Here is a 19,547-nt window from a genome sequence, read left to right as displayed (position 1 = left end):
CTCAAGCCGCTCTGGAGCTCGACGCCGCAGCCGGCTTACGCGCCGCCCGGCGTCTTTCCATCATGATCGGCCGGTAGGACCTGTAGAGGATCATGGCGATCAGCAGGCCGATATAGATGAACTGCTCCACCGACAGCACCTTGGTCGACAGTGCAAAGTGCAGAGCACCGCAGGCGGCGATGATATAGACGAGGCGATGCAGCCAGATCCATTTCTTGCCGAGCCGTTTGATCGAGAAATTGTTCGAGGTCACGGCCAAGGCCAGCAGCATGACGAGCCCCGCCATGCCGAACATGATGAAGGGCCGCTTCAGCACATCATCAATGACCGCCTGTACGTCCAGCGCCTGGTCGAGGACCATATAGACCGTCAGATGCATCAGGGCGTAGTAGAAACAGAGCAGGCCGAGCGCACGGCGATAGCGCAGATAGTTCCAGCCGAAGAGATCGCGGAGCGGCGTCACCGCAAGCGTCAGCAGTAGGAAGCGGATCGCCCACAGGCCCAGGAAGAGCTCGAAGGTTTTCACCGCATCGGCGCCGAGCTGATCGGTAGCGCCAAGATAGAATTCCCAGGCCGCCGGTAAAAGCCCGACAAAGTAGAGCGCCCAGACGGAGGCGGGTTGCCAGCGCTTGGGAAGAGCGAAGGAGAGGGCCATCAGAAATTCACCCTGAGATCCATGCCGCTATAGAGGCTGGCGACCTGATCGGCATAGCCATTGAAGGGCAGGGTGGGGTGGCGGTTGGAGCCGAAGAAGCCGCCTTCGCCGATGCGCCGTTCGGTCGCCTGGCTCCAGCGCGGATGATCGACGGCCGGATTGACGTTGGCATAGAAGCCATATTCCTGGCTGTTCGTCGCTTGCCAGGTATTGATCGGCTGCTTGTCGGTGAGCGTGATGCGGACGATCGACTTGATGCCCTTGAAGCCATATTTCCAGGGCACGACGAGCCGGATAGGCGCGCCGTTCTGGTTGGGCAGGGTCTCGCCATAGAGGCCGACGGCAAGCAGCGTCAGCGGGTTGCGCGCCTCATCCAGACGCAGGCCCTCGACATAGGGCCAGTTCAGGGATTGCAGGAGGCCAGACTGCCCCGGCATTTCTTCAGGTCGCACCACCGTCTCGAAGGCTACATATTTGGCGCTGCCCTGTGGCTCCACCTTGTCGAGCAGGGCGGAGAGCTGGAAGCCGTCCCATGGAATGACCATCGACCAGGCTTCGACGCAGCGCATGCGATAGACGCGCTCTTCCGGCGGGAACTCCTTGATCAGCGCATCGATGTCGAAGGTGCCGGGCTTGTTGACCATGCCGTCGACCTTGATCGTCCAGGGACGTGGCTTGAACTTGCCCGAGAGGTTGGCCGGATCGGCCTTGTCGAGGCCGAACTCATAGAAATTATTGTAGGTGGTGACATCCTTAATCGGCGTCAGCTTCTCATCGACCGTATAATTGCTCTTGGTCGCCGTCAGTGCCTCGGCCAGCGCCGTCTTGCCGCCGATAGCCGCCATGCCGATGCCGGCCCCTGCTGCCGTTAGGAAGTCGCGGCGCTTCAGATAGATCGAGCGGGGTGTAATCTCGGAGGATGCGATTTTCGGCGGGCGATAGGCGGCCATGGAACGATTCCTTTATGCGATAGCAGCTTCGATATGAGCGATACGCAATGGACACAGGTTTTGTTACACTCTTAGGCAGGCATTTCTTTGGAAGTGAAAGCAACTTTTTGTGTGCGCTTGTGATCGGCCTGTTCCGTTCCCAGCTTTGGTCGAGCGACTTGTTTGCCTGGACGCGGCCTTTGCCCGGCAGCGTACCGGATTCGCTCGAGTTGATAGTGACAGTACTGCATGATTGGATTAGGACAATTCCAAAAAGCGGAGTTGCCGGCGCCCCTTTGGCCTGAAACCTTTGGCCCATGCCCGACGCCGCGCAAATTCCAGGATGACGAGGAAGACACCATGCCAGCTTATCGTTCCAGAACAACCACCCACGGCCGCAACATGGCCGGCGCGCGCGGCCTTTGGCGCGCGACGGGTATGAAGGACAGCGATTTCGGCAAGCCTATTATTGCGGTGGTCAACTCCTTCACCCAGTTCGTGCCCGGCCACGTTCACCTCAAGGATCTCGGCCAGCTCGTCGCGCGTGAAATCGAGGCGGCCGGCGGCGTTGCCAAGGAATTCAACACCATCGCCGTCGACGACGGTATCGCCATGGGCCATGATGGCATGCTCTATTCGCTGCCGTCACGCGAGCTGATCGCCGATAGCGTCGAGTATATGGTCAACGCCCATTGCGCCGACGCCATGGTCTGCATCTCCAACTGCGACAAGATCACCCCCGGCATGCTGATGGCGTCGCTGCGCCTCAATATCCCGACGGTCTTCGTGTCCGGTGGCCCGATGGAAGCCGGCAAGGTCGTTCTCCATGGCAAGAAGGTCGCGCTTGACCTCGTCGACGCCATGGTTGCGGCGGCCGACGACAAGATCAGCGATGAAGACGTCCAGGTCATCGAGCGCTCCGCCTGTCCGACCTGTGGCTCGTGCTCGGGCATGTTCACCGCCAATTCGATGAACTGCCTGACTGAAGCGCTCGGCCTGTCGCTGCCGGGCAACGGCTCGACGCTTGCCACCCACTCCGATCGCAAGCGCCTCTTCGTCGAGGCCGGCCATCTCATCGTCGATCTCGCCCGCCGTTACTACGAGCAGGACGATGCCTCCATCCTTCCACGTTCCGTCGCCTCCAAGCAGGCCTTCGAGAACGCCATGGCGCTCGATATCGCCATGGGCGGCTCCACCAACACGGTTCTGCACATCCTGGCAGCTGCGCACGAAGGCGAGGTCGATTTCACCATGGCCGACATCGACGCGCTGTCGCGCCGCGTCCCGTGCCTGTCCAAGGTTGCGCCTGCCAAGAGCGACGTTCACATGGAAGACGTGCACCGCGCAGGCGGCATCATGTCGATCCTCGGCGAACTCGATAAGGGCGGCCTCATCAACCGCGATTGCCCGACGGTTCACGCCGAAACGCTCGGCGACGCCATCGACCGTTGGGATATCACCCGTACCAACAGCGAAAGCGTACGCGAATTCTTCCGCGCGGCTCCGGGCGGGGTTCCGACCCAGATCGCCTTCAGCCAGAGCTCCCGCTGGGATGAACTCGATACGGACCGCGAGAAGGGCGTCATCCGCTCCGTCGAGCATCCCTTCTCCAAGGATGGCGGTCTTGCTGTCCTCAAGGGCAATCTGGCGCTTGACGGCTGCATCGTGAAGACGGCCGGCGTCGATGAATCGATCCTGAAGTTCTCCGGTCCGGCCAAGGTCTTCGAAAGCCAGGACGCTGCCGTCAAGGGCATCCTCAGCAACGAAGTGAAGGCGGGTGACGTGGTCGTCATCCGATACGAAGGCCCGAAAGGCGGCCCCGGTATGCAGGAAATGCTCTATCCGACGAGCTACCTGAAGTCGAAGGGCCTCGGCAAGGCCTGCGCGCTGATCACCGACGGCCGCTTCTCCGGTGGCACCTCGGGCTTGTCGATCGGCCATGCTTCGCCGGAAGCGGCCAATGGCGGTACGATTGGCCTGGTGCGCGAAGGCGACATGATCGACATCGACATCCCGAACCGCACCATCAACCTGCGCGTTGATGACAAGGAACTTGCCGCTCGCCGCGAAGCGCAGAACGCCAAGGGCTGGCATCCGGCGGAAGCGCGCAAGCGCAACGTCACCACGGCCTTGAAGGCTTATGCCGCTTTCGCAACCAGTGCTGACCGTGGCGCTGTTCGGGATTTGGGTGGGAAGTAACAAAGCACCTTCGCCCCGTGAAACGGGGAGAAGGTGGACTTGAGCGGTCGAGCGGAGCTCGGCTGCGAGAGGGCGGATGAGGGGCTTTTCGAATTCCATCGCGATGGCACAGCTTGCCGTTCCTGCGTTTGCCCCTCACCCTGACCCTCTCCCCGCATGCGGGGAGAGGGGACTTTGTCCGGTCAAGCCCGCAAACCTTTCGAACCAATTCCTTACAGCGGCCGATTGATCTGCTTGTAGGTGTCGTTCAGCACCTTCAGGCGCTCCTCATAGGACGTCTTCAAGCAGGCGACATCCGCCTCGCAGGCCTGCCGCTTCTTCAGCCATTCGGTCTGCTGGTCCTGCATCGTGCCGCGCGCACCCATGGCAAGCAGCCCTGAAAGCAGGTCGAAGGTCGTCACCATTCTCACGTCGGCATCGTTGAGCGCCCTCACGTCGCAGATCGTCTTCTCATCCGGCTTCAGGTTCTGCGCCTCGCAATCAAAACTGGCGGCGTGAGAGGCACCGGCCATGCCCAGAGAGACGAGGAAAGTGGCGGCGGCAAGATGGTTCAATCGCATGTCTGGTTCCCTTTTGACGATTCCCAACGCGAAATGCATCACAGCATGTTTTTGTTCGGCGAGCCTGTTTTTTATCGTCGCCAGCTTCCATTTATGCTTCATGGTTCCGCCCTCTTTTCTTTCTAGCGTCGGGCGCTACAACGTTGTTTAAAGAGAATTAAAAAGGGAAATTTCTATGCATGTATTCCTGAAGCGCACTGCCGTTTCGATGATTGCCCTCGTCATGGCGATGCCGCTTTCCGCTGAGGCTCAAACGGCAAAGACGCTGCCGCAAAGCCAGACGCAGATGCAGCTTTCCTTCGCTCCGCTGGTCAAGCAGACCTCCGGCGCCGTAGTGAATGTCTATGCCGAGCGTGTGGTGCAGCGTCAGTCGCCCTTCGCCGGCGATCCCTTCTTCGAGCAGTTTTTCGGTCAGCGCATGCCGAATCGCACCGAGAAGCAGTCTTCACTTGGCTCGGGTGTCATCGTGGAGGCGAATGGCACCGTCATCACCAACAACCACGTCGTCGACGGTGCTGACGATATCAAGATCGCGCTTTCGGACGGCCGCGAATTTCCCTGCAAGGTCGTCCTGAAGGACGATCGCGTCGATCTCGCCGTCTTGAAGATCCAGTCGAAGAACGAGAGCTTCCCGGTTCTGCCGCTCGGCAATTCCGACGGCATCGAAGTGGGCGACCTCGTGCTTGCGATCGGCAATCCCTTCGGCGTGGGCCAGACGGTCACGAGCGGTATCGTCTCGGCGCTTGCCCGTAACCAGGTCAAGAACGAGGTCGGCTTCTTCATCCAGACCGATGCCTCGATCAACCCTGGCAATTCGGGCGGTGCGCTCGTCAACATGACCGGCGAGCTGATCGGGCTGAATACGGCGATCTTCTCCCAGGGCGGCGGCTCAAACGGTATCGGCTTTGCCATCCCCGCAAATCTGGTCAAGGTTTTCCTTGCCGCTGCCGATCGCGGCGACAAAGCCTTCGAGCGCCCCTATATCGGCGCCTCCTTCGAGCCGGTGACATCGGACGTCGCCGAAGCACTCGGCCTCGACAAGGTGCGCGGTGCGTTGGTAACGAAGGTGGTCGATGGCGGGCCTGCGGCCAAGGCCGGCCTCAAGCCCGGCGAAGTGATCACAGCCCTGAACAATATCTCAATCGAGCATCCCGATGCGCTCGGCTATCGCCTGACGACGGCCGGTCTCGGCGCGACGGTGGCATTGACGGTGCTGGATAACGGAAAGGAACATCAGGCCACGATGACGCTGGCCGCAGCGCCCGAATCGACACCGCGCGACGAGCGGGTGATCGACGGCAACAATCCTTTCTCCGGCGCGACTGTTGCCAATCTCTCGCCGCGCGTTGCCGACGATCTGCATATGCCGCCGGATTCCACCGGCGTCGTCATCGAAAGCCTGAAGCAGAACTCGCCGGCTGACCGGCTTGGTTTTGCCGCCCGCGATATCGTCATCTCCATCAATGGCGTCGCGATCAACACCACGGAAATCCTTCAGAAGACCGTCACGTCAAACCCCAGCTTCTGGCGCGTCGAGATCGAGCGTGACGGCCAGCGTATCAGGCAGTTCTTCCGATGAGCGATGATCTGTTTGCACCGCGGATACCGGAGGAGGTCGCCAACAAGCGGCCTCTCGCCGATCGCCTGCGGCCGCAAACACTGGCCGAAGTCACCGGTCAGGAACATCTGACCGGCGAGGATGGTGTATTGCGTCGGATGATCGAGGCGGGTTCGCTTGGATCGATGATCTTCTGGGGACCGCCCGGCACCGGCAAGACGACCGTTGCAAGGCTGCTTTCGGGCGAGGCGGGCCTCGCCTTCGAACAGATTTCGGCAATCTTCTCCGGCGTGGCCGATCTGAAGAAGGTGTTCGAGGCGGCGCGTCTGCGCCGCATGGATGGCCGCCAGACCCTGCTGTTCGTCGACGAGATACATCGCTTCAATCGCGCGCAGCAGGATAGCTTCCTGCCTGTGATGGAGGACGGTACAGTCATTCTTGTGGGAGCGACGACCGAAAATCCATCCTTCGAACTCAACGCCGCTCTTTTATCCCGCGCCCGTGTCCTGACCTTCCATTCGCACGACGAGGAAAGTCTGGAAGAGCTGCTGCGCCGGGCCGAGACCGTGGAGGGCAAGCCGCTGCCGTTGACGGAGGATGCCCGTGCCAGCCTGATCCGCATGGCGGATGGTGATGGCCGCTCGGTGCTGACGCTGGCGGAAGAGGTCTGGCGTGCCGCGCGCAAGGACGAGCTTTTCGATCCCGATATGCTGGTCAAGATCGTCCAGCGCCGCGCTCCGGTCTATGACAAGGCGCAGGATGGGCATTACAATCTGATTTCTGCGCTGCATAAATCGGTTCGTGGCTCCGACCCGGACGCCGCGCTCTATTATCTCGCCCGCATGTTCGATGCCGGCGAGGATCCGCTTTATCTCGGACGCCGGCTGGTGCGCATGGCGGTGGAGGATATCGGGCTTGCCGATCCGCAGGCTCTGGTTATCTGCAATGCTGCCAAGGATGCCTATGATTATCTCGGGTCGCCTGAGGGTGAATTGGCGTTGGCGCAGGCCTGCGTCTATCTCGCCACCGCCCCGAAATCCAATGCCGTCTACACGGCCTTCAAGGCGGCGACCCAGGCCGCCAAGCAGAATGGCTCGCTGCTGCCGCCGAAACACATCCTGAACGCGCCCACGAAGCTGATGCGCACGGAAGGCTATGGCGACGGCTATCGCTACGATCACGACGAGCCGGACGCTTTTTCAGGCCAGAATTATTTCCCGGAAAAGATGGGTCGCCAGACCTTCTACGATCCGCCGGAGCGTGGTTTCGAGCGCGAAATCCGCAAGCGGCTGGATTGGTGGGCGAAGCTGCGCAAGGAGCGTGGCGAGCGCTAGTCCATATATCACCTGGCGGTGACGGATTGCCGCTATGCTTTTTGCATGCGTGGAACGGTTACCCTGTCCACCATTTTGACGCTCGATTCCGCCAGGCTCTTATGACCTTCCATATCGACCACCAGATGCCAATGGCCAGCCTCCGGAATGACCAGCCGTATCGGCGATTTCTTGGCAACGCCGCCGAGAAACTGATGCTTCAGCGTTTCGGTGAAGCGCTCGAAATTCGAGCCGTTCATCAGCCTGACATTGGCAATGGCCGAGAGCGTGATTTCGATCACCGTTCCGGCGCGCTGTTCTCCGAGATCGTAGTGGCTATAGCGGAAGGCAGGCTTCGACATTGTCTTCTGTTCTATGGATATCTGGCGAAAGCTTACCTTGGGGCGGTTAAGGAAGCGTTCGGCAGGATATTGTCGAAGCCTGCCAAGGGCAAGTTCAATGCAGGTTTGACGGGGCGAGGGTAAAGCCATCCAGATCGAGGATGGCGCCTTCGGGTGCCAGGCAGATGTCGGCCGGATTGTGGTTACATTCCTCGGCGGCGAAGTGGAGGGCCGCCGCTTCATTGCGGAACAGACCGCCAACGAGGCCTTGCCGGTCCTGAACGATCCAGCTGCCGCGGCGGTCACGACCGATGATGAAACGCGCCGGCGCCGGAGCGAGCGGGCTGCGGGCCGAGCGACGTTGAAGATGTTGTGCGTTTGCCATTGCTATTTCCTCTTGGATCTCTTCGATTTCACTCAGTGTCCGGTCAGATGCAGCCCCATTTGCAGGGCGGCGGCGACCAGGAGGACAAGTCCGAGGCGCGGAGCGACGGAGCGAATTCCGTCCAGCAATGCGTCCGAAGAGAAGTGACGCTCGTCGCGCGCAAACGCGACGGCGCGAGGGCGTTGGAGAGGGTCGGCGGATAGGCCGACTTGCCTGTAGCGTGACATCATGGTTCCTTTCAGTGTCACCAGCACTACGGGTCCGATAAGACCATTTCCAGTGCTACGCTGTTGAATCTATGAGGGGGCTGCTAGGTTTTCCATTTGCCTGAAACGGCAAAAATATAAAAATCTCATAGGGATGAAGCGATTTCACAATCCCCGGCGATAGGTATGGCGCGAGGCAAACCGGCCGCTGCCATCAAGCTGAAACGAAGCAACTGCCGCCTGGATGGCCGCGGCTGTCTCAGTGCCGACGCCGACCAATGGCAGGCGAACTTCCGCTTCGATATCTCTGGCTAGTGACAAGGCATGCTTGATCGTCGCCGGCTCACTCTCGCGGGCGAGTGCGTTGAACAATGGCTGCAGGCGCTCGTCGATGGATCGGGCAGCGCTGATGTTGCCGCACGCGGCCGCATGCTGCATGGATCGAAAGAGGCGTGGGACGATATTGGCCGCACTGGAGAAGCATCCATGACCGCCCGCAGCCGTGAAGCCGAGCGCATTGGCGTCGTTGGATGTGAACAGGCCGAACCGCTCCGGCAGGAAGGGCCGCCAGAGGTCGACGCGCGAGATATAGCAGCCGTCGTCGGCGATCCCGATAATCCCTCGAATTTCGGCAAGCCGCGCGACCGTTGTCGGAGCGAGGTCGACGGCGGTATGCGATGGCTGATTGTGGATGATGATCGGCAGTTCGGTCCGCGCCGCCAGCTGCTCGAAATGGTGGATGATCCCTTTTTGCGTCGGCTTGGAATAATAGGGCACCGTCACGAAGGCCGCATCCGCGCCAAGGCGCTGTGCCTGTATCGTTTCCTCCAGCGTCGTCTTCGTGTCGTTGGTTCCGGTCGCGACGATGACCGGCACCTTGTCTTCGGAAAGCTCGACACATATCTCGATGGCTCTCACGCGTTCGGCCTCGGTCAGCGTCGGGCCTTCGCCGGTCAGCGAACAGACGAGAAGCCCATCGATCCCGCTTAGCAGCTGCCACTCGATATGAGCCATCATATCGACGCCATCGAAAACGCCGTCGCGAAAAGGCGCGACGAGGGCGGTGATCGCACCGCCGACACGCCTTCGAAAAGTCGGTCTACTCATGTCTGTGAAATCTCAGAGATAATGCAGCACGATGAAAAGCTCGAGGGCGCCGAGCAGCAGGCCGAAGGCGAGCATGGCCTGAAAGGTGCGCTTTTCCCGAACCTGGCGCGAGCGAGGCTGGTTCTTATGCGGTCTCTTCGTTGTTTCAGCCGATGCCGGAATGCGATGATGCTTCTCGTCACTGTTATGAACGAGAACACGGATGGATTCCGTGAGATTGGGTGCGTGCGTGTCGAGCATGGGATCTATCTCCATATTCCACCGCAAGTGTAGAGCCGGGTCCCATAGGAAATCCATTCACGGCCAAAGACGAAGAAGTAAGTGAAATATAAAGAACCGACATGCCCGGAGTTCCTCCGGAAACTGGCCCGTGGACCGCTGCCGGAGGATCGAAAAGCTGTCTGGTGTAGTCGACCGCCGCCTACTCGGCGCCTTGCTGGTTCTTGCGGTCGAGCTGCGTCACCAGCGCCAGGATGGTCGCCGAGACCGGCGTCGGTATATTCACGAGCTTTCCGAGCGAGACGACGACGCCCACGAGAGGCGTGATTTCCAGCGCCTTGCCGGCAAGTAGATCCTGCAGCATCGAGGTGCGGACGGGTCCGATCTGACGGGAACGCTCAAGACGTTCCTCCACGGACATGGCAATGTGCGATCCCAAAGCCTCGGCAACGGCTTTTACCTCGCTCATCACCTGACCAACCATGGCGGCTAGTGCCGGGTCTTCCATGATATCGGACATCAATCCGCGGGTGAGCGCGCTGATCGGATTGAAGGCGGCGTTGCCCATGAGCTTGCTCCAGATATCGTCGCGAATGCGCGAGGAAATCGAAACATTGACGCCGGCCCGCTGCAGCAGCGCAGCAATGGCTTCGATATCGCCCGTCGTCTCCCCCGAAGGTTCACCAAGGATGAAATGTCCGTTGTTGGCGAGCTTGACCTCGCCGGGTGCGACGACTTCCGCTCCCTGATAGGCGACGCAGCCGATGACGCGCTCCGGCCCGATCAGACGCCAGAGATCGCCGTTCGGGTCGAGCTCTTCTATCTGGTGTTCGGCGTAACCGCTCTGGCTATCCCGGTGAAAATACCACCATGGTACGCCGTTGAGGATCATGACGACGCGCGTACCGGAATGCAGCAATTTCGCAATGCCCGGAGCGGCTGCGCCAAGCTGATGACCTTTGAGGCCGGTGATGACGAGATCCTGTGGCGGCAACTCGCCTGAATCCGAGGTTGCTGTCATCTGCGCAACGATAGGACTGTCCGCATCCGCTTCCCACAGGCTTATGCCGTCAGCGCGAATAGCCTCCAGATGGGCTCCACGCGCCACGACGGAAATCTTGGTCTGGCTTTCTTTGGAGGAGGCGAGCTTGGCCGCGATCGCACCACCGAGCGCGCCGGCGCCGTAGACACAGATGTTCTTGATGGGAGAGGACGTCATGACTTGATGCTCCGAACGAAGTCGCATGCCCCTGCCAAGATATGGCGGGACCGTAATTTGGCGAGTGGTTTATCCGATTGCCGGCAGTTGAAACTGAAAATTACGTAGCCTTTCGACACACTACGGGTCTCTCGCAATTTCACCATGCTTGTGCGGCTTGAATAAGAGGCTTTTTTATTCGGCGTAGGCTTGGGCTAGTCTTTACCACAATCACATCCTAACCTCTGTCACATCGCTCTGGACCGCGGACAACCGGTGCGATATCGATCTCTCAATTGTCCTTTCTAAGTTGATGAATTCGCCGGGGAAGATCGTTGCGTTTCGAAGCCCTCAACCGTCTCTGGGATAGCGTTCGAGAGACCAGCCATGATTTCCGTGCGTCGACGGATGTTTTTCCCGTCGTCGATATCGAAAAGCTAGGTGCGACCCTCGACCTGAAGGAAAAGGGAGCCGCAGCCGGGCGTCAGAACCGGCCGCCGCCGGATGCGCAATCGCATGACGAGACGGAGCAGCGCATCGTCTCCTGGGTCGAGGCGGAGAAGAAAAGCTCCTACCAGATCCTTGAAGACCAGTTCCAGACCTTCGACAGCCGCTTGCGTAACCTCGATTTCGAGGGGCAGTTCGGGCTGATCCGCCAGGCGAACGCGTCAAGCGTCTCGGATTTCAAGGCGGAAGTGGCAAGCGGCGTCGACGAGCTTCACGGCCTGCGCCGCAAGCTGAAGACGGCCGAGGACGAGATGGTGGGCTTCAAGGCCACGCACAAGCTGCAGCGGGCCGCCAAGGTTTCCAGCCGTGCGGCATGGGGCTTCAAGGTCTCGCTGATCGTCTTCCTCGTGCTCATCGAAATGGTGATGAACGGCAGCTTTCTGGCCAAGGGAAGCGAGCAGGGTCTCGTCGGTGGTGTAACCGAGGCGGCCGCCTTCGCCTTCCTGAACATCGGCACAGCGCTGATGTTTTCTTTCTTCTGCGTGCGTTTTCTGGTGCATCGCTCCTATGCGCTGAAGCTGCTCGGCCTGCTAGGGCTTGTCGCCTATGTCGCCGTGGCCCTCGGGATCAACATTGCGCTGGCGCATTATCGCGAGGTCTCCGCGACGATCCTGAGCGGAGCCGGTGCCGAGGTGATCCAGCGGCTCAAGACCGCACCGCTCGGGTTGCAGGAGCTGAACTCCTGGATGCTCTTTGCCATCGGTCTGATGTTCTCGCTCGTCGCCTTCATCGACGGCTGTTATCTGACGGACCCTTATCCGGGTTTTGCCGGCGTGCAGAAACGTCTCGATGCCGCGAGGGACAATTATATCGACCGCAAGCTTGATCTGATCGAAGATCTCCGCGAGATCCGCGACGAGCACAACAGCAAGATCGAGGAGATCATCCGCGACCTCTCGCTGCGCCGGCAGGAAACGGCTGCCATCATCTCCCATCGCGCCAGGACCGCAGGCCTCTTTGCAGAACACCAGAACCATCTTGAGCGCGCCGCCAATGTGCTGCTCACCTCCTATCGCGATGCGAACCGGGCTGCGCGAATCGAGGCAGAGCCACCCTATTTCAAAACCGCTTACAAGATGGAGCGCCTGGCACCTGTCATTCGCACCGAAGAAGAATGGGACGACAAGGTACTCGGCGCACGCATCCAGAGCGCCCAGGCGGAATTGTCGGAGCAGATCAAGCGGATCGGCGACGAATTCGAGCGCGCCATCGAGAAATACCATCAGCTCGACAATCTTTTCCCGGAGAGCATCCTTGGCGCGACGCAAGCGGCGTAGCCGGCGCGGCGGATCCGCCGGTCTCATCATCGCAACGGTTTGTCTCGCCGTCCTGTCCCTCGGGATCGTCGGCGCCTATGGCTGGCTGCGCTACAAGGCAAGCGGCAATGTCGCCGTCGACCAGGCGTCTCTCTGCCCGATTGATGGCCCGAAAGCGGAAACGGCCATCCTCCTCGATGTTACAGATCCGATCGCCGATGCGACGGCGCTCGATCTGCGCAACCAGTTCCAGAAGATCGTTGCGGATGTGCCAATCGGCGGCGCGATCGATATCTATGCGCTCACTGAGAAGGAAGGGGAGCTGATCCAGACCTTCCATGGCTGCAATCCTGGAAGCGGCGCGAATGTCGACGAGTGGACCAGCAATCCGCGTCTGGCGCAGGCGCGGTGGGAGAAGGGCTTCCAGAAGCCGCTCGCCGATATCGCCGGCAAGCTGACCGCGGGCGAGTCCGGCAGGCTGTCGCCGATCATGGCAGCCATCCAGAAAATCAATCTGGAGGCCTTTGCCAACGCGCCGGCAGGCTTGCCGAAGCGCCTCTACATCGCCTCTGACATGATCGAGCACACCGCCGCCTTCTCTAATTACAAGGATGGCGTCTCCTATCAGAAATACCAGAACAGCCCTGCGAGCGACCGCTTTCGCACGTCACTGAGTGGTGTCACGGTCAAGATTCTCGCCTTTCAAAGGCCCAACATGAAGTTCAGCATGGAGGAACTTGCGAACTTCTGGGCGCAGTGGATCAAGAACAACAAGGGTGATTTTGGCGGCTTCGTGCGGCTGGAGGGGATACGCTGATGGCCAATACCGACGCCAGATATCTCATCCGGGATTATGGGCCGATGGTGCTTTTCGCCTCCATCACCGTCGGCGGCATGATCTTCATCTGGTCGTCGAAGCTCATGGGTTGGTCGCTGCCCATCGTGACCGGCGTGCCGCTCGCGCTGATGGGGGTCTACTTTATCGTGTCGCTCGCCGTTGCCGGGTTCCGGCTGCACAATGAGCAGGCGGGCGACAACCTCTATTACATGGGTTTTCTCTTCACCCTCTCGAGCCTTGGCGTATCGCTCTATCTCTTTGCTGGCGAAACATCGATCGAGACCATCGTCCGCAATTTCGGCATTGCCGTCACCTCGACCATTGCCGGCGTGACGCTGCGCATTCTCTTCAACCAGATGCGGCGAGATCCGATCGACATCGAGCGCAGCGTGCGCCATGAGCTTGCCGAGATGACGCGGCGCGTGCGCACCGAACTCGATTCCTCGTCGCGTGAATTCTCGCATTACCGGCGCGTCAGCAACCAGATGCTCTCCGAAGGGTTCGAGGAGATCGCGCGGCAGGCCGAGCGCAATGGCCAGGAGATCAACAAGATCCTGGAAATGCTGGCGAAGCAGGCCGTGACGCCGATCAACGATGCCGCCGCGCAGCTGACGGCGACGACCTCGCAGCTGTCCGAGATCATCGGCACGTTCGGCGCCGCCGTCGAGAATGTTGGCAAGAAGCTCGACGAGATCCGCGCGCCGGAGGATGTCGTGCGCGCTGAGCTGGCACCGGCGATCGCCGCCATCAGGGAGATGTCGGAGGCGCAATTGCAGCCATTGCGCAATATCGAGCTGGCGCTCGGTCGCGTGGCCGAAGCGATGGGGCAAACGCCGCTGCCGAGGCCCGATGGCGATATCGCTGCTGAGCCCGAAGTCGTGCAGCGAAAACGCTGGTGGCATCTATGGTAGCTGGAGGCTCGGACAACGCGCCGAAACTGGAGCACAGGGGCTATAATCGTGGCCTCATCCTTGGCCTGACGATGGCCGAATCCATGCTGCTTCTGGTCTTCTGCCTGCTGCTCGTGGCCGCCGCCATGATTTCCGCGGAGAGAAACAAGCGCTACGAGGTCGAGCGGAAGCTTGAGAAAGTCGAGCAACAGGTCGCAGTGCTGGAGAAGAAGCGGGCGGAGCAGGCGGCCGAGATCGTGCTTCTCCAGTCCAAGGTTGTCTCCGGCGATCTCTCCGCTGCCGACAAGGCCGTGGTGGACAAGCAATGGCGAGAGCTGGTGCTGGCGAAGCAGACACTCGACAGCATGGCGGATCAGGGCGCGACACCGGCCGATCTGCAATCGCTGTCCAAGGTTGCAGCCGTTCTGAGGGAACATGGCATCTCGCTCGCGACGGCCCCCGATGCGGTCAATAAGCTTCTGGCCAGCAATGGCGGCGGGAACGGCATGCACGACTGGCCGCCCATCATCAATCTCGACGATGCCAAGAAGAACTATTTCCAATCCGGAAGCGCCGAGCTCACAGGCACTTTCGCACAGTTGCTCAGCACGACGATTACAGATGAAATCGCCAGCAACCTGAGCCTCTACGGCGCCAATATCGTCGAGGTGATCGGCCACACCGACGAGCAGCCGGTGGCGCGCGAAAAATCCAATCTCGACGATACGATCATCAGTGCCATGGATGGCAAGCTGCCGGTATCGGCTTTGCTGCCCGCTGATAATGCCGGTCTCGGCCTTGCCCGCGCCATTGCCGTCGCCAATGTGCTGAAGGCCAATTCGAAGCTGAAGGATGCCACGATCCTGCCGATGTCCGCCGCGCAACTGATCCTGCCCGGCGATACCGTCACTTCGGGCCAGCGCGGCGCCGTCGAGGCACGACGCCGCATCGAAATCCGTGTGCGGGGCAGGACGGCCCCCGTTGCCGTCATCAATGCCGGTGCCGCGCCCTCAACGAACACGCAATAGTGCTGGTTCGGCTTGTCATCAGCTTCTGAGGCCGGGTGCCTCATAGCCGGTGCGCTCCACGTACTCGGTGTAACCGCCGGCATATTGGTGGATGCCTTCCGGTGTCAGCTCCAGAACGCGATTGGAGAGCGCTGCCAGGAAATGCCGGTCGTGCGAGACGAACAGCATAGTGCCTTCATATTGCGACAGCGCCTCGATCAGCATTTCCTTGGTATCGAGATCGAGATGGTTGGTCGGCTCGTCGAGCACCAAAAGGTTCGGCGGATCGAAAAGCATGATCGCCATGACAAGCCGCGCCTTCTCGCCGCCCGACAATACGCGGCACTTCTTTTCGACATCGTCGCCAGAGAAGCCGAAGCAGCCGGCAAGGGCTCTCAGGGAGCCTTGGCCTGCCTGCGGAAAATCATGTTCGAGCTGCTGAAATACGGTGCGCTCTCCATCCAGCAGGTCCATGGCGTGCTGAGCGAAATAGCCCATCTTCACGCTGGCGCCGAGCGCCACGCTGCCTTCATCCGGCTGTGCCGAGCCGGCAACCAGCTTCAGAAGCGTGGATTTGCCGGCACCGTTGATGCCCATGATGCACCAGCGCTCGCGCCGGCGTACCATGAAATCAAGCCCTTCATAGATGGTGCGGCTGCCATACTTCTTGTGAACGTTCTTCAGCACGGCCACGTCTTCACCCGAGCGCGGCGCCGGCTGGAATTCGAACGCAACGGTCTGGCGGCGCTTCGGCGGCTCGACGCGATCGATCTTTTCCAGCTTCTTCACGCGGCTCTGCACCTGCGAAGCATGCGATGCGCGCGCCTTGAAGCGCTCGATGAACTTGATTTCCTTGGCAAGCATCGCCTGCTGGCGCTCGAACTGCGCCTGCTGCTGCTTTTCGTTCTGAGCGCGCTGCTGCTCGTAGAATTCATAGTCGCCCGAATAGCTGGTGAGATTACCTGCGTCGATTTCGATGATCTTGGTGACGATGCGGTTCATGAACTCGCGGTCGTGCGAGGTCATCAGCAGCGCGCCTTCATAACCCTTCAGGAAGGACTCGAGCCAGATCAGGCTCTCAAGATCCAGATGGTTGCTCGGTTCGTCGAGCAGCATGACGTCGGGACGCATCAAGAGGATGCGGGCCAGTGCCACACGCATCTTCCAGCCGCCAGACAGCGCGCCGACATCGCCGTCCATCATCTCCTGGCTGAAGCTCAGGCCCGCCAGCACTTCGCGAGCGCGGCCTTCGAGCGCATAGCCGTCCAGTTCTTCATAGCGTGCCTGCACCTCGCCATAGCGCTCGATGATCTCATCCATCCTGTCGGCCTGGTCCGGATCGCTCATCGCTGCTTCGAGTTCGCGAAGTTCGGCGGCAACGGCGCTGACGGGACCGGCACCTTCCATCACTTCCGCGACGGCACTGCGCCCCTCCATCTCGCCGACATCCTGATTGAAGTAGCCGATGGTGACGCCCTTATCGACGGAAACCTGCCCCTCGTCGGGCTGCTCCTGTCCGGTAATCATCCGGAAAAGCGTCGTCTTGCCGGCGCCGTTCGGCCCTACGAGACCGACGCTCTCGCCTCTGTTGAGGGCAGCGGATGCCTCGATGAAGAGGATGCGGTGGCTGTTCTGCTTGCTGATATTCTCGATACGAATCATGGTTACGCGAGGCCCGAAGAAAGTTTTTCGGGGGCCTTATGCCACGGGTCGGGCGTTCTGTCGCAGCTTTTCGGGCGGAGATGTGAGATCGATAGCGAACTGACGTTCAAGGACGACAATTTCCGGTCCGCCTATTTGCCATACGGGAGAGAAACTTTCGCTGGGCGACGGATTCTGCCCTCGCGTTCGTTCAAGCAGCATGGCTTCCAGCAGCAGGATAGGCGCTTGATCGGATCGCCGGCTGTCTTCCGCGTGGTTGGAAGTCGCTATAATCATTGTCATCCGTCTCAGCCGAGTTTTACAGATGAAGATTATGAGAAGCACTCAGGCCCGGGTTTGCGCCCGACTGACGATCGCAGCGCTGATCGCCATCGGCATGTCAGGCGAAGGCCAGTCGGCCAATGCGGCCTCCCAACACGCGCGGCTCAACGAACCAGTCAAGGAGATCGCGGATCAACGCCTGCTCCTCGACACGCCTGATGGCAAAGGGGAGCTGCCCATCTACGCGGATCATGCGATCGAAGCGGCATCGCCCGATGTGACGAAGGTGTTGATCATAATTCATGGCACGCTGCGAAATGCAGATGCCTATTACGCCGCTGGAGAGGAGCTGCTCGCGAAGGCGGGGGATCTCGCCGACGGTACGATGGTGGTCGCACCGCAATTCCTGATAGGGCCTGACGTGGACGCGTTCTCACTAAATGCGCAGACGCTCGCCTGGACGCAGAATGGCTGGAAAGGCGGTGAAGCCGCGCGCCAGCCGGCGCCGATCAGTTCTTTTGCCGCGCTTGATGCCCTGCTCAAGCATTTCGCCGATCGTCGGTTGTATCCGTCTCTGAAGACCATCGTGGTGATGGGACATTCGGCAGGAGCGCAATTGGTCCAGCGTTATGCCGTGGCCGCAAGAGAGATCGAAGATTTGACGAGCGCCGGCATCTCCGTCCGCTACCTCGTCGCCAATCCTTCGAGCTATCTATATTTCGACAACGAACGACCGGCCTTGCAAGATCAGCAGGCAGGGTTGGCATCGTGCCCAAAGGCGACGCAATGGCGATATGGTCTGACCGGCGCACCGCCTTACGTGTCCACACAGGATCCGAAACTCCTCGAAAACAGATATGCCGCGCGCAATGTCGTCTATCTGCTGGGGCAGGCGGACACGAATCCCTACACTCATTTCATCGATCGCTCCTGCGGAGCAATGGCGCAGGGACCGTATCGGCTCGCGCGCGGGCTGACCTATTTCGACTATATGAGAAAGAGGCATCCATCCGATCTCAATCAGAAGGTCGTCGAGGTGCCGGGCGTGGGACATGATGACGAAGCGATGTTCACATCGGATTGCGGCATTGCTGTTCTGTTCGATCGCCCGGTGCCGCAATCCTGCCCGGTTATCGATGCGACTGCAAAAGTATCCGGAGCGGTGCCGTAAGTTTTCTAGAGTGGTCGATCCGCATCGCGATCACATGCAGGTGGTGAGGCTTTTGGGGTCCAGAGTGATCCGACCGTCCACTTTCATGCTTCAGTTGCGATAGGCCGGCCGCGGGCGCGACGATCGCATTTTTCGCTGTATCGGACGCTCGATGCCCAAGTAGAAAACGATGGCAAAGGCCAGCGAACCCAATGCGATAGGCATAGGCTGCATATCGTGCGGCACCCCGAGGCGCAAAAGCAGCGCCGTGACCAGGATGCCCGTCAGGACGTGCCAAACGTAGATGGAATAGGAGGCATCCCCCAGGAAATGTAGGAATGCCAGCTGCGGCACGCCTCGTTCCCGCTCGGCGAAAACGGCGCCCGATAGTAGCAACATTGCCGGTATGCCCCAGCGCACGGCGCGTTCCAGATGGATCAGCGGGTCACTCGCGACGAGCAGCACGACCCCGATGATCATCAAGCCTATGGCGACGCGAAAGGGCAGCCGATATCCTTGCTTCCACAGATGCCCGATGACGATTCCAGCGGCGAATTCCAGAATGATCGGCTGCGTAAAAATACTGGCATACCCAGAGGGCAGCAGGAAATGTGCAACGACAACGGCCCCCAGGATCACGATCAGGAACCATAGCCGACGGAACTCCGGCAGGAGCAATGAAACCGAAAAGATAAGATAGAAGAACATCTCATAGGATAGGGTCCAGCCTTGTTCGACGACGGGTTGGAGCGCTTCATCCTTGACGATAGGCACGAAAAACAACGAGCCCAACAGATTGCCGACGCTCGAATTCGTATCGAAGAAGAATTGCGGTTTCAACACGGCCACGGCGAATGTTACCAATGTCGCAATCCAGTAAAGCGGCACGATCCTGATGATCCGGCGCCACATGAATTCCTGCGGGCCGATCGGTTTTCCAACCGTCGTAACCCACATGATGAAGCCGCTGATGACGAAGAATATATCGACACCCGCCGCCCCGATCTTGAAGTTCAGGCCGTATGTTTCGCTCACATGGAAGCAAAGGACGGAGATCGCCGCGATGGCGCGCAGATACTGGATGCTCTTGATATCGTTGCCGGTTTTCAGGATGGTGCCTCCTGCGACTGGACTACTATCGCCGATGCCCTGATGGCCGATTTAGCAATAGAATGCGTCGAAAGGCCGGATACTCATGCGAAATGGCTCGGAGTACGGCAGATATGGCTGGTGGCAACAATTTCAATCAAAATGGATGATATTCCGCAATTACACGGCTGAAATCCGGGAATTTTGGGTTTCAGAA

General features: G+C 59.9%; 20 protein-coding genes. 9 read left to right on the top strand and 11 right to left on the bottom strand.

What is annotated here, in order from left to right; genetic code table 11:
* Position 1: 1 nt before the first annotated feature.
* Positions 2 to 658: a protein-methionine-sulfoxide reductase heme-binding subunit MsrQ gene (gene msrQ / locus FHT73_RS05300; RefSeq protein ID WP_183711097.1), complete on the bottom strand. Its 657-nt coding sequence runs from the start codon at positions 656 to 658 to the stop codon at positions 2 to 4.
* The gene (gene msrP, locus FHT73_RS05295; RefSeq protein WP_183710261.1) at positions 655 to 1,605 is read right to left on the bottom strand and encodes a protein-methionine-sulfoxide reductase catalytic subunit MsrP; all 951 of its coding nucleotides are present in this window, start codon (positions 1,603 to 1,605) and stop codon (positions 655 to 657) included. The genes msrQ and msrP overlap by 4 nt, the downstream gene beginning before the upstream one ends.
* Before the next feature lie 339 nt (positions 1,606 to 1,944).
* Between msrP and ilvD the strand changes: the two genes are divergently transcribed.
* Complete coding sequence (gene ilvD, locus FHT73_RS05290; RefSeq protein ID WP_183710254.1) at positions 1,945 to 3,783, top strand: dihydroxy-acid dehydratase; 1,839 nt, start codon at positions 1,945 to 1,947, stop codon at positions 3,781 to 3,783.
* 212 nt (positions 3,784 to 3,995) lie between these two features.
* Here ilvD and FHT73_RS05285 read toward each other — a convergent pair whose 3' ends face one another.
* Complete coding sequence (locus tag FHT73_RS05285; protein ID WP_246698855.1) at positions 3,996 to 4,295, bottom strand: hypothetical protein; 300 nt, start codon at positions 4,293 to 4,295, stop codon at positions 3,996 to 3,998.
* 223 nt (positions 4,296 to 4,518) lie between these two features.
* On the opposite strand from FHT73_RS05285, the gene FHT73_RS05280 reads away from it, so the two are divergent.
* Positions 4,519 to 5,922, top strand: coding sequence for a DegQ family serine endoprotease (locus tag FHT73_RS05280; protein WP_112337457.1), 1,404 nt, complete (start codon positions 4,519 to 4,521; stop codon positions 5,920 to 5,922).
* Positions 5,919 to 7,235 (top strand): replication-associated recombination protein A, encoded by a 1,317-nt coding sequence (locus FHT73_RS05275; RefSeq protein WP_112337456.1) that lies wholly within the window; start codon positions 5,919 to 5,921, stop codon positions 7,233 to 7,235. Before FHT73_RS05280 ends, FHT73_RS05275 begins: the two co-directional genes overlap by 4 nt.
* A 32-nt stretch (positions 7,236 to 7,267) precedes the next feature.
* Here FHT73_RS05275 and FHT73_RS05270 read toward each other — a convergent pair whose 3' ends face one another.
* From FHT73_RS05270 to FHT73_RS05245, 6 genes are all read right to left on the bottom strand, one after another.
* A complete protein-coding gene (locus FHT73_RS05270) occupies positions 7,268 to 7,576 on the bottom strand; it encodes a DUF1883 domain-containing protein (RefSeq protein ID WP_112337455.1) in 309 nt (102 codons plus the stop codon).
* 94 nt (positions 7,577 to 7,670) lie between these two features.
* The gene (locus tag FHT73_RS05265; RefSeq protein ID WP_183710252.1) at positions 7,671 to 7,940 is read right to left on the bottom strand and encodes a hypothetical protein; all 270 of its coding nucleotides are present in this window, start codon (positions 7,938 to 7,940) and stop codon (positions 7,671 to 7,673) included.
* A 32-nt stretch (positions 7,941 to 7,972) separates the two neighbouring features.
* On the bottom strand, positions 7,973 to 8,167 hold the full coding sequence (locus FHT73_RS05260; RefSeq protein WP_162708076.1) for a hypothetical protein: 195 nt from the start codon (positions 8,165 to 8,167) through the stop codon (positions 7,973 to 7,975).
* A 144-nt stretch (positions 8,168 to 8,311) separates the two neighbouring features.
* The gene (gene dapA, locus FHT73_RS05255; RefSeq protein WP_183710250.1) at positions 8,312 to 9,253 is read right to left on the bottom strand and encodes a 4-hydroxy-tetrahydrodipicolinate synthase; all 942 of its coding nucleotides are present in this window, start codon (positions 9,251 to 9,253) and stop codon (positions 8,312 to 8,314) included.
* Between the two features lie 12 nt (positions 9,254 to 9,265).
* The gene (locus tag FHT73_RS05250) at positions 9,266 to 9,493 is read right to left on the bottom strand and encodes a hypothetical protein (protein ID WP_183711139.1); all 228 of its coding nucleotides are present in this window, start codon (positions 9,491 to 9,493) and stop codon (positions 9,266 to 9,268) included.
* A 181-nt stretch (positions 9,494 to 9,674) separates the two neighbouring features.
* Positions 9,675 to 10,691, bottom strand: coding sequence for a 2-dehydropantoate 2-reductase (locus FHT73_RS05245; protein WP_183710248.1), 1,017 nt, complete (start codon positions 10,689 to 10,691; stop codon positions 9,675 to 9,677).
* A gap of 314 nt (positions 10,692 to 11,005) precedes the next feature.
* On the opposite strand from FHT73_RS05245, the gene FHT73_RS05240 reads away from it, so the two are divergent.
* The 4 genes from FHT73_RS05240 to FHT73_RS05225 are packed head-to-tail and all read left to right on the top strand — an operon-like array spanning position 11,006 to position 15,189.
* Positions 11,006 to 12,454: a hypothetical protein gene (locus FHT73_RS05240; RefSeq protein ID WP_183710246.1), complete on the top strand. Its 1,449-nt coding sequence runs from the start codon at positions 11,006 to 11,008 to the stop codon at positions 12,452 to 12,454.
* A complete protein-coding gene (locus FHT73_RS05235) occupies positions 12,432 to 13,250 on the top strand; it encodes a hypothetical protein (protein ID WP_183710244.1) in 819 nt (272 codons plus the stop codon). The genes FHT73_RS05240 and FHT73_RS05235 overlap by 23 nt, the downstream gene beginning before the upstream one ends.
* Positions 13,250 to 14,182 (top strand): hypothetical protein, encoded by a 933-nt coding sequence (locus FHT73_RS05230; RefSeq protein ID WP_183710242.1) that lies wholly within the window; start codon positions 13,250 to 13,252, stop codon positions 14,180 to 14,182. Before FHT73_RS05235 ends, FHT73_RS05230 begins: the two co-directional genes overlap by 1 nt.
* Entirely contained in the window at positions 14,176 to 15,189 is a 1,014-nt protein-coding gene (locus tag FHT73_RS05225) for an OmpA family protein (protein ID WP_183711095.1), read from the top strand. Before FHT73_RS05230 ends, FHT73_RS05225 begins: the two co-directional genes overlap by 7 nt.
* A gap of 18 nt (positions 15,190 to 15,207) precedes the next feature.
* Here the strand turns inward: FHT73_RS05225 and FHT73_RS05220 are convergent, their stop codons facing one another.
* Positions 15,208 to 16,830, bottom strand: coding sequence for an ABC-F family ATP-binding cassette domain-containing protein (locus FHT73_RS05220; protein WP_112337445.1), 1,623 nt, complete (start codon positions 16,828 to 16,830; stop codon positions 15,208 to 15,210).
* 313 nt (positions 16,831 to 17,143) lie between these two features.
* Between FHT73_RS05220 and FHT73_RS05215 the strand changes: the two genes are divergently transcribed.
* On the top strand, positions 17,144 to 18,262 hold the full coding sequence (locus FHT73_RS05215; RefSeq protein ID WP_246712062.1) for an alpha/beta fold hydrolase: 1,119 nt from the start codon (positions 17,144 to 17,146) through the stop codon (positions 18,260 to 18,262).
* Between the two features lie 90 nt (positions 18,263 to 18,352).
* On the opposite strand, the gene FHT73_RS05210 is transcribed toward FHT73_RS05215, so the two are convergent.
* Positions 18,353 to 19,276, bottom strand: coding sequence for an acyltransferase (locus tag FHT73_RS05210; RefSeq protein ID WP_348648120.1), 924 nt, complete (start codon positions 19,274 to 19,276; stop codon positions 18,353 to 18,355).
* On the opposite strand from FHT73_RS05210, the gene FHT73_RS05205 reads away from it, so the two are divergent.
* The gene (locus tag FHT73_RS05205) at positions 19,277 to 19,522 is read left to right on the top strand and encodes a hypothetical protein (RefSeq protein ID WP_183710238.1); all 246 of its coding nucleotides are present in this window, start codon (positions 19,277 to 19,279) and stop codon (positions 19,520 to 19,522) included.
* Positions 19,523 to 19,547 lie beyond the last annotated feature (25 nt).

The organism is Rhizobium sp. BK098 (genome assembly GCF_014193155.1).
Taxonomy (GTDB): Bacteria; Pseudomonadota; Alphaproteobacteria; order Rhizobiales; family Rhizobiaceae; genus Rhizobium.
This window is presented reverse-complemented; position numbering and strand designations above follow the sequence as displayed.

Excerpts from the sequence above, each read along its gene's own strand:
- FHT73_RS05260 (WP_162708076.1), bottom strand. The coding sequence starts at position 8,167 with ATGTCACGCTACAGGCAAGTCGGCCTATCCGCCGACCCTCTCCAACGC.
- FHT73_RS05225 (WP_183711095.1), top strand. The coding sequence starts at position 14,176 with ATGGTAGCTGGAGGCTCGGACAACGCGCCGAAACTGGAGCACAGGGGC.
- FHT73_RS05250 (WP_183711139.1), bottom strand. The coding sequence starts at position 9,493 with ATGCTCGACACGCACGCACCCAATCTCACGGAATCCATCCGTGTTCTC.
- FHT73_RS05205 (WP_183710238.1), top strand. The coding sequence starts at position 19,277 with ATGGAAGCAAAGGACGGAGATCGCCGCGATGGCGCGCAGATACTGGAT.
- FHT73_RS05285 (WP_246698855.1), bottom strand. The coding sequence starts at position 4,295 with ATGGCCGGTGCCTCTCACGCCGCCAGTTTTGATTGCGAGGCGCAGAAC.
- FHT73_RS05230 (WP_183710242.1), top strand. The coding sequence starts at position 13,250 with ATGGCCAATACCGACGCCAGATATCTCATCCGGGATTATGGGCCGATG.
- ilvD (WP_183710254.1), top strand. The coding sequence starts at position 1,945 with ATGCCAGCTTATCGTTCCAGAACAACCACCCACGGCCGCAACATGGCC.
- FHT73_RS05215 (WP_246712062.1), top strand. The coding sequence starts at position 17,144 with ATGAGAAGCACTCAGGCCCGGGTTTGCGCCCGACTGACGATCGCAGCG.
- FHT73_RS05270 (WP_112337455.1), bottom strand. The coding sequence starts at position 7,576 with ATGTCGAAGCCTGCCTTCCGCTATAGCCACTACGATCTCGGAGAACAG.
- FHT73_RS05265 (WP_183710252.1), bottom strand. The coding sequence starts at position 7,940 with ATGGCAAACGCACAACATCTTCAACGTCGCTCGGCCCGCAGCCCGCTC.
- FHT73_RS05275 (WP_112337456.1), top strand. The coding sequence starts at position 5,919 with ATGAGCGATGATCTGTTTGCACCGCGGATACCGGAGGAGGTCGCCAAC.
- msrP (WP_183710261.1), bottom strand. The coding sequence starts at position 1,605 with ATGGCCGCCTATCGCCCGCCGAAAATCGCATCCTCCGAGATTACACCC.
- dapA (WP_183710250.1), bottom strand. The coding sequence starts at position 9,253 with ATGAGTAGACCGACTTTTCGAAGGCGTGTCGGCGGTGCGATCACCGCC.
- FHT73_RS05280 (WP_112337457.1), top strand. The coding sequence starts at position 4,519 with ATGCATGTATTCCTGAAGCGCACTGCCGTTTCGATGATTGCCCTCGTC.
- FHT73_RS05245 (WP_183710248.1), bottom strand. The coding sequence starts at position 10,691 with ATGACGTCCTCTCCCATCAAGAACATCTGTGTCTACGGCGCCGGCGCG.
- FHT73_RS05220 (WP_112337445.1), bottom strand. The coding sequence starts at position 16,830 with ATGATTCGTATCGAGAATATCAGCAAGCAGAACAGCCACCGCATCCTC.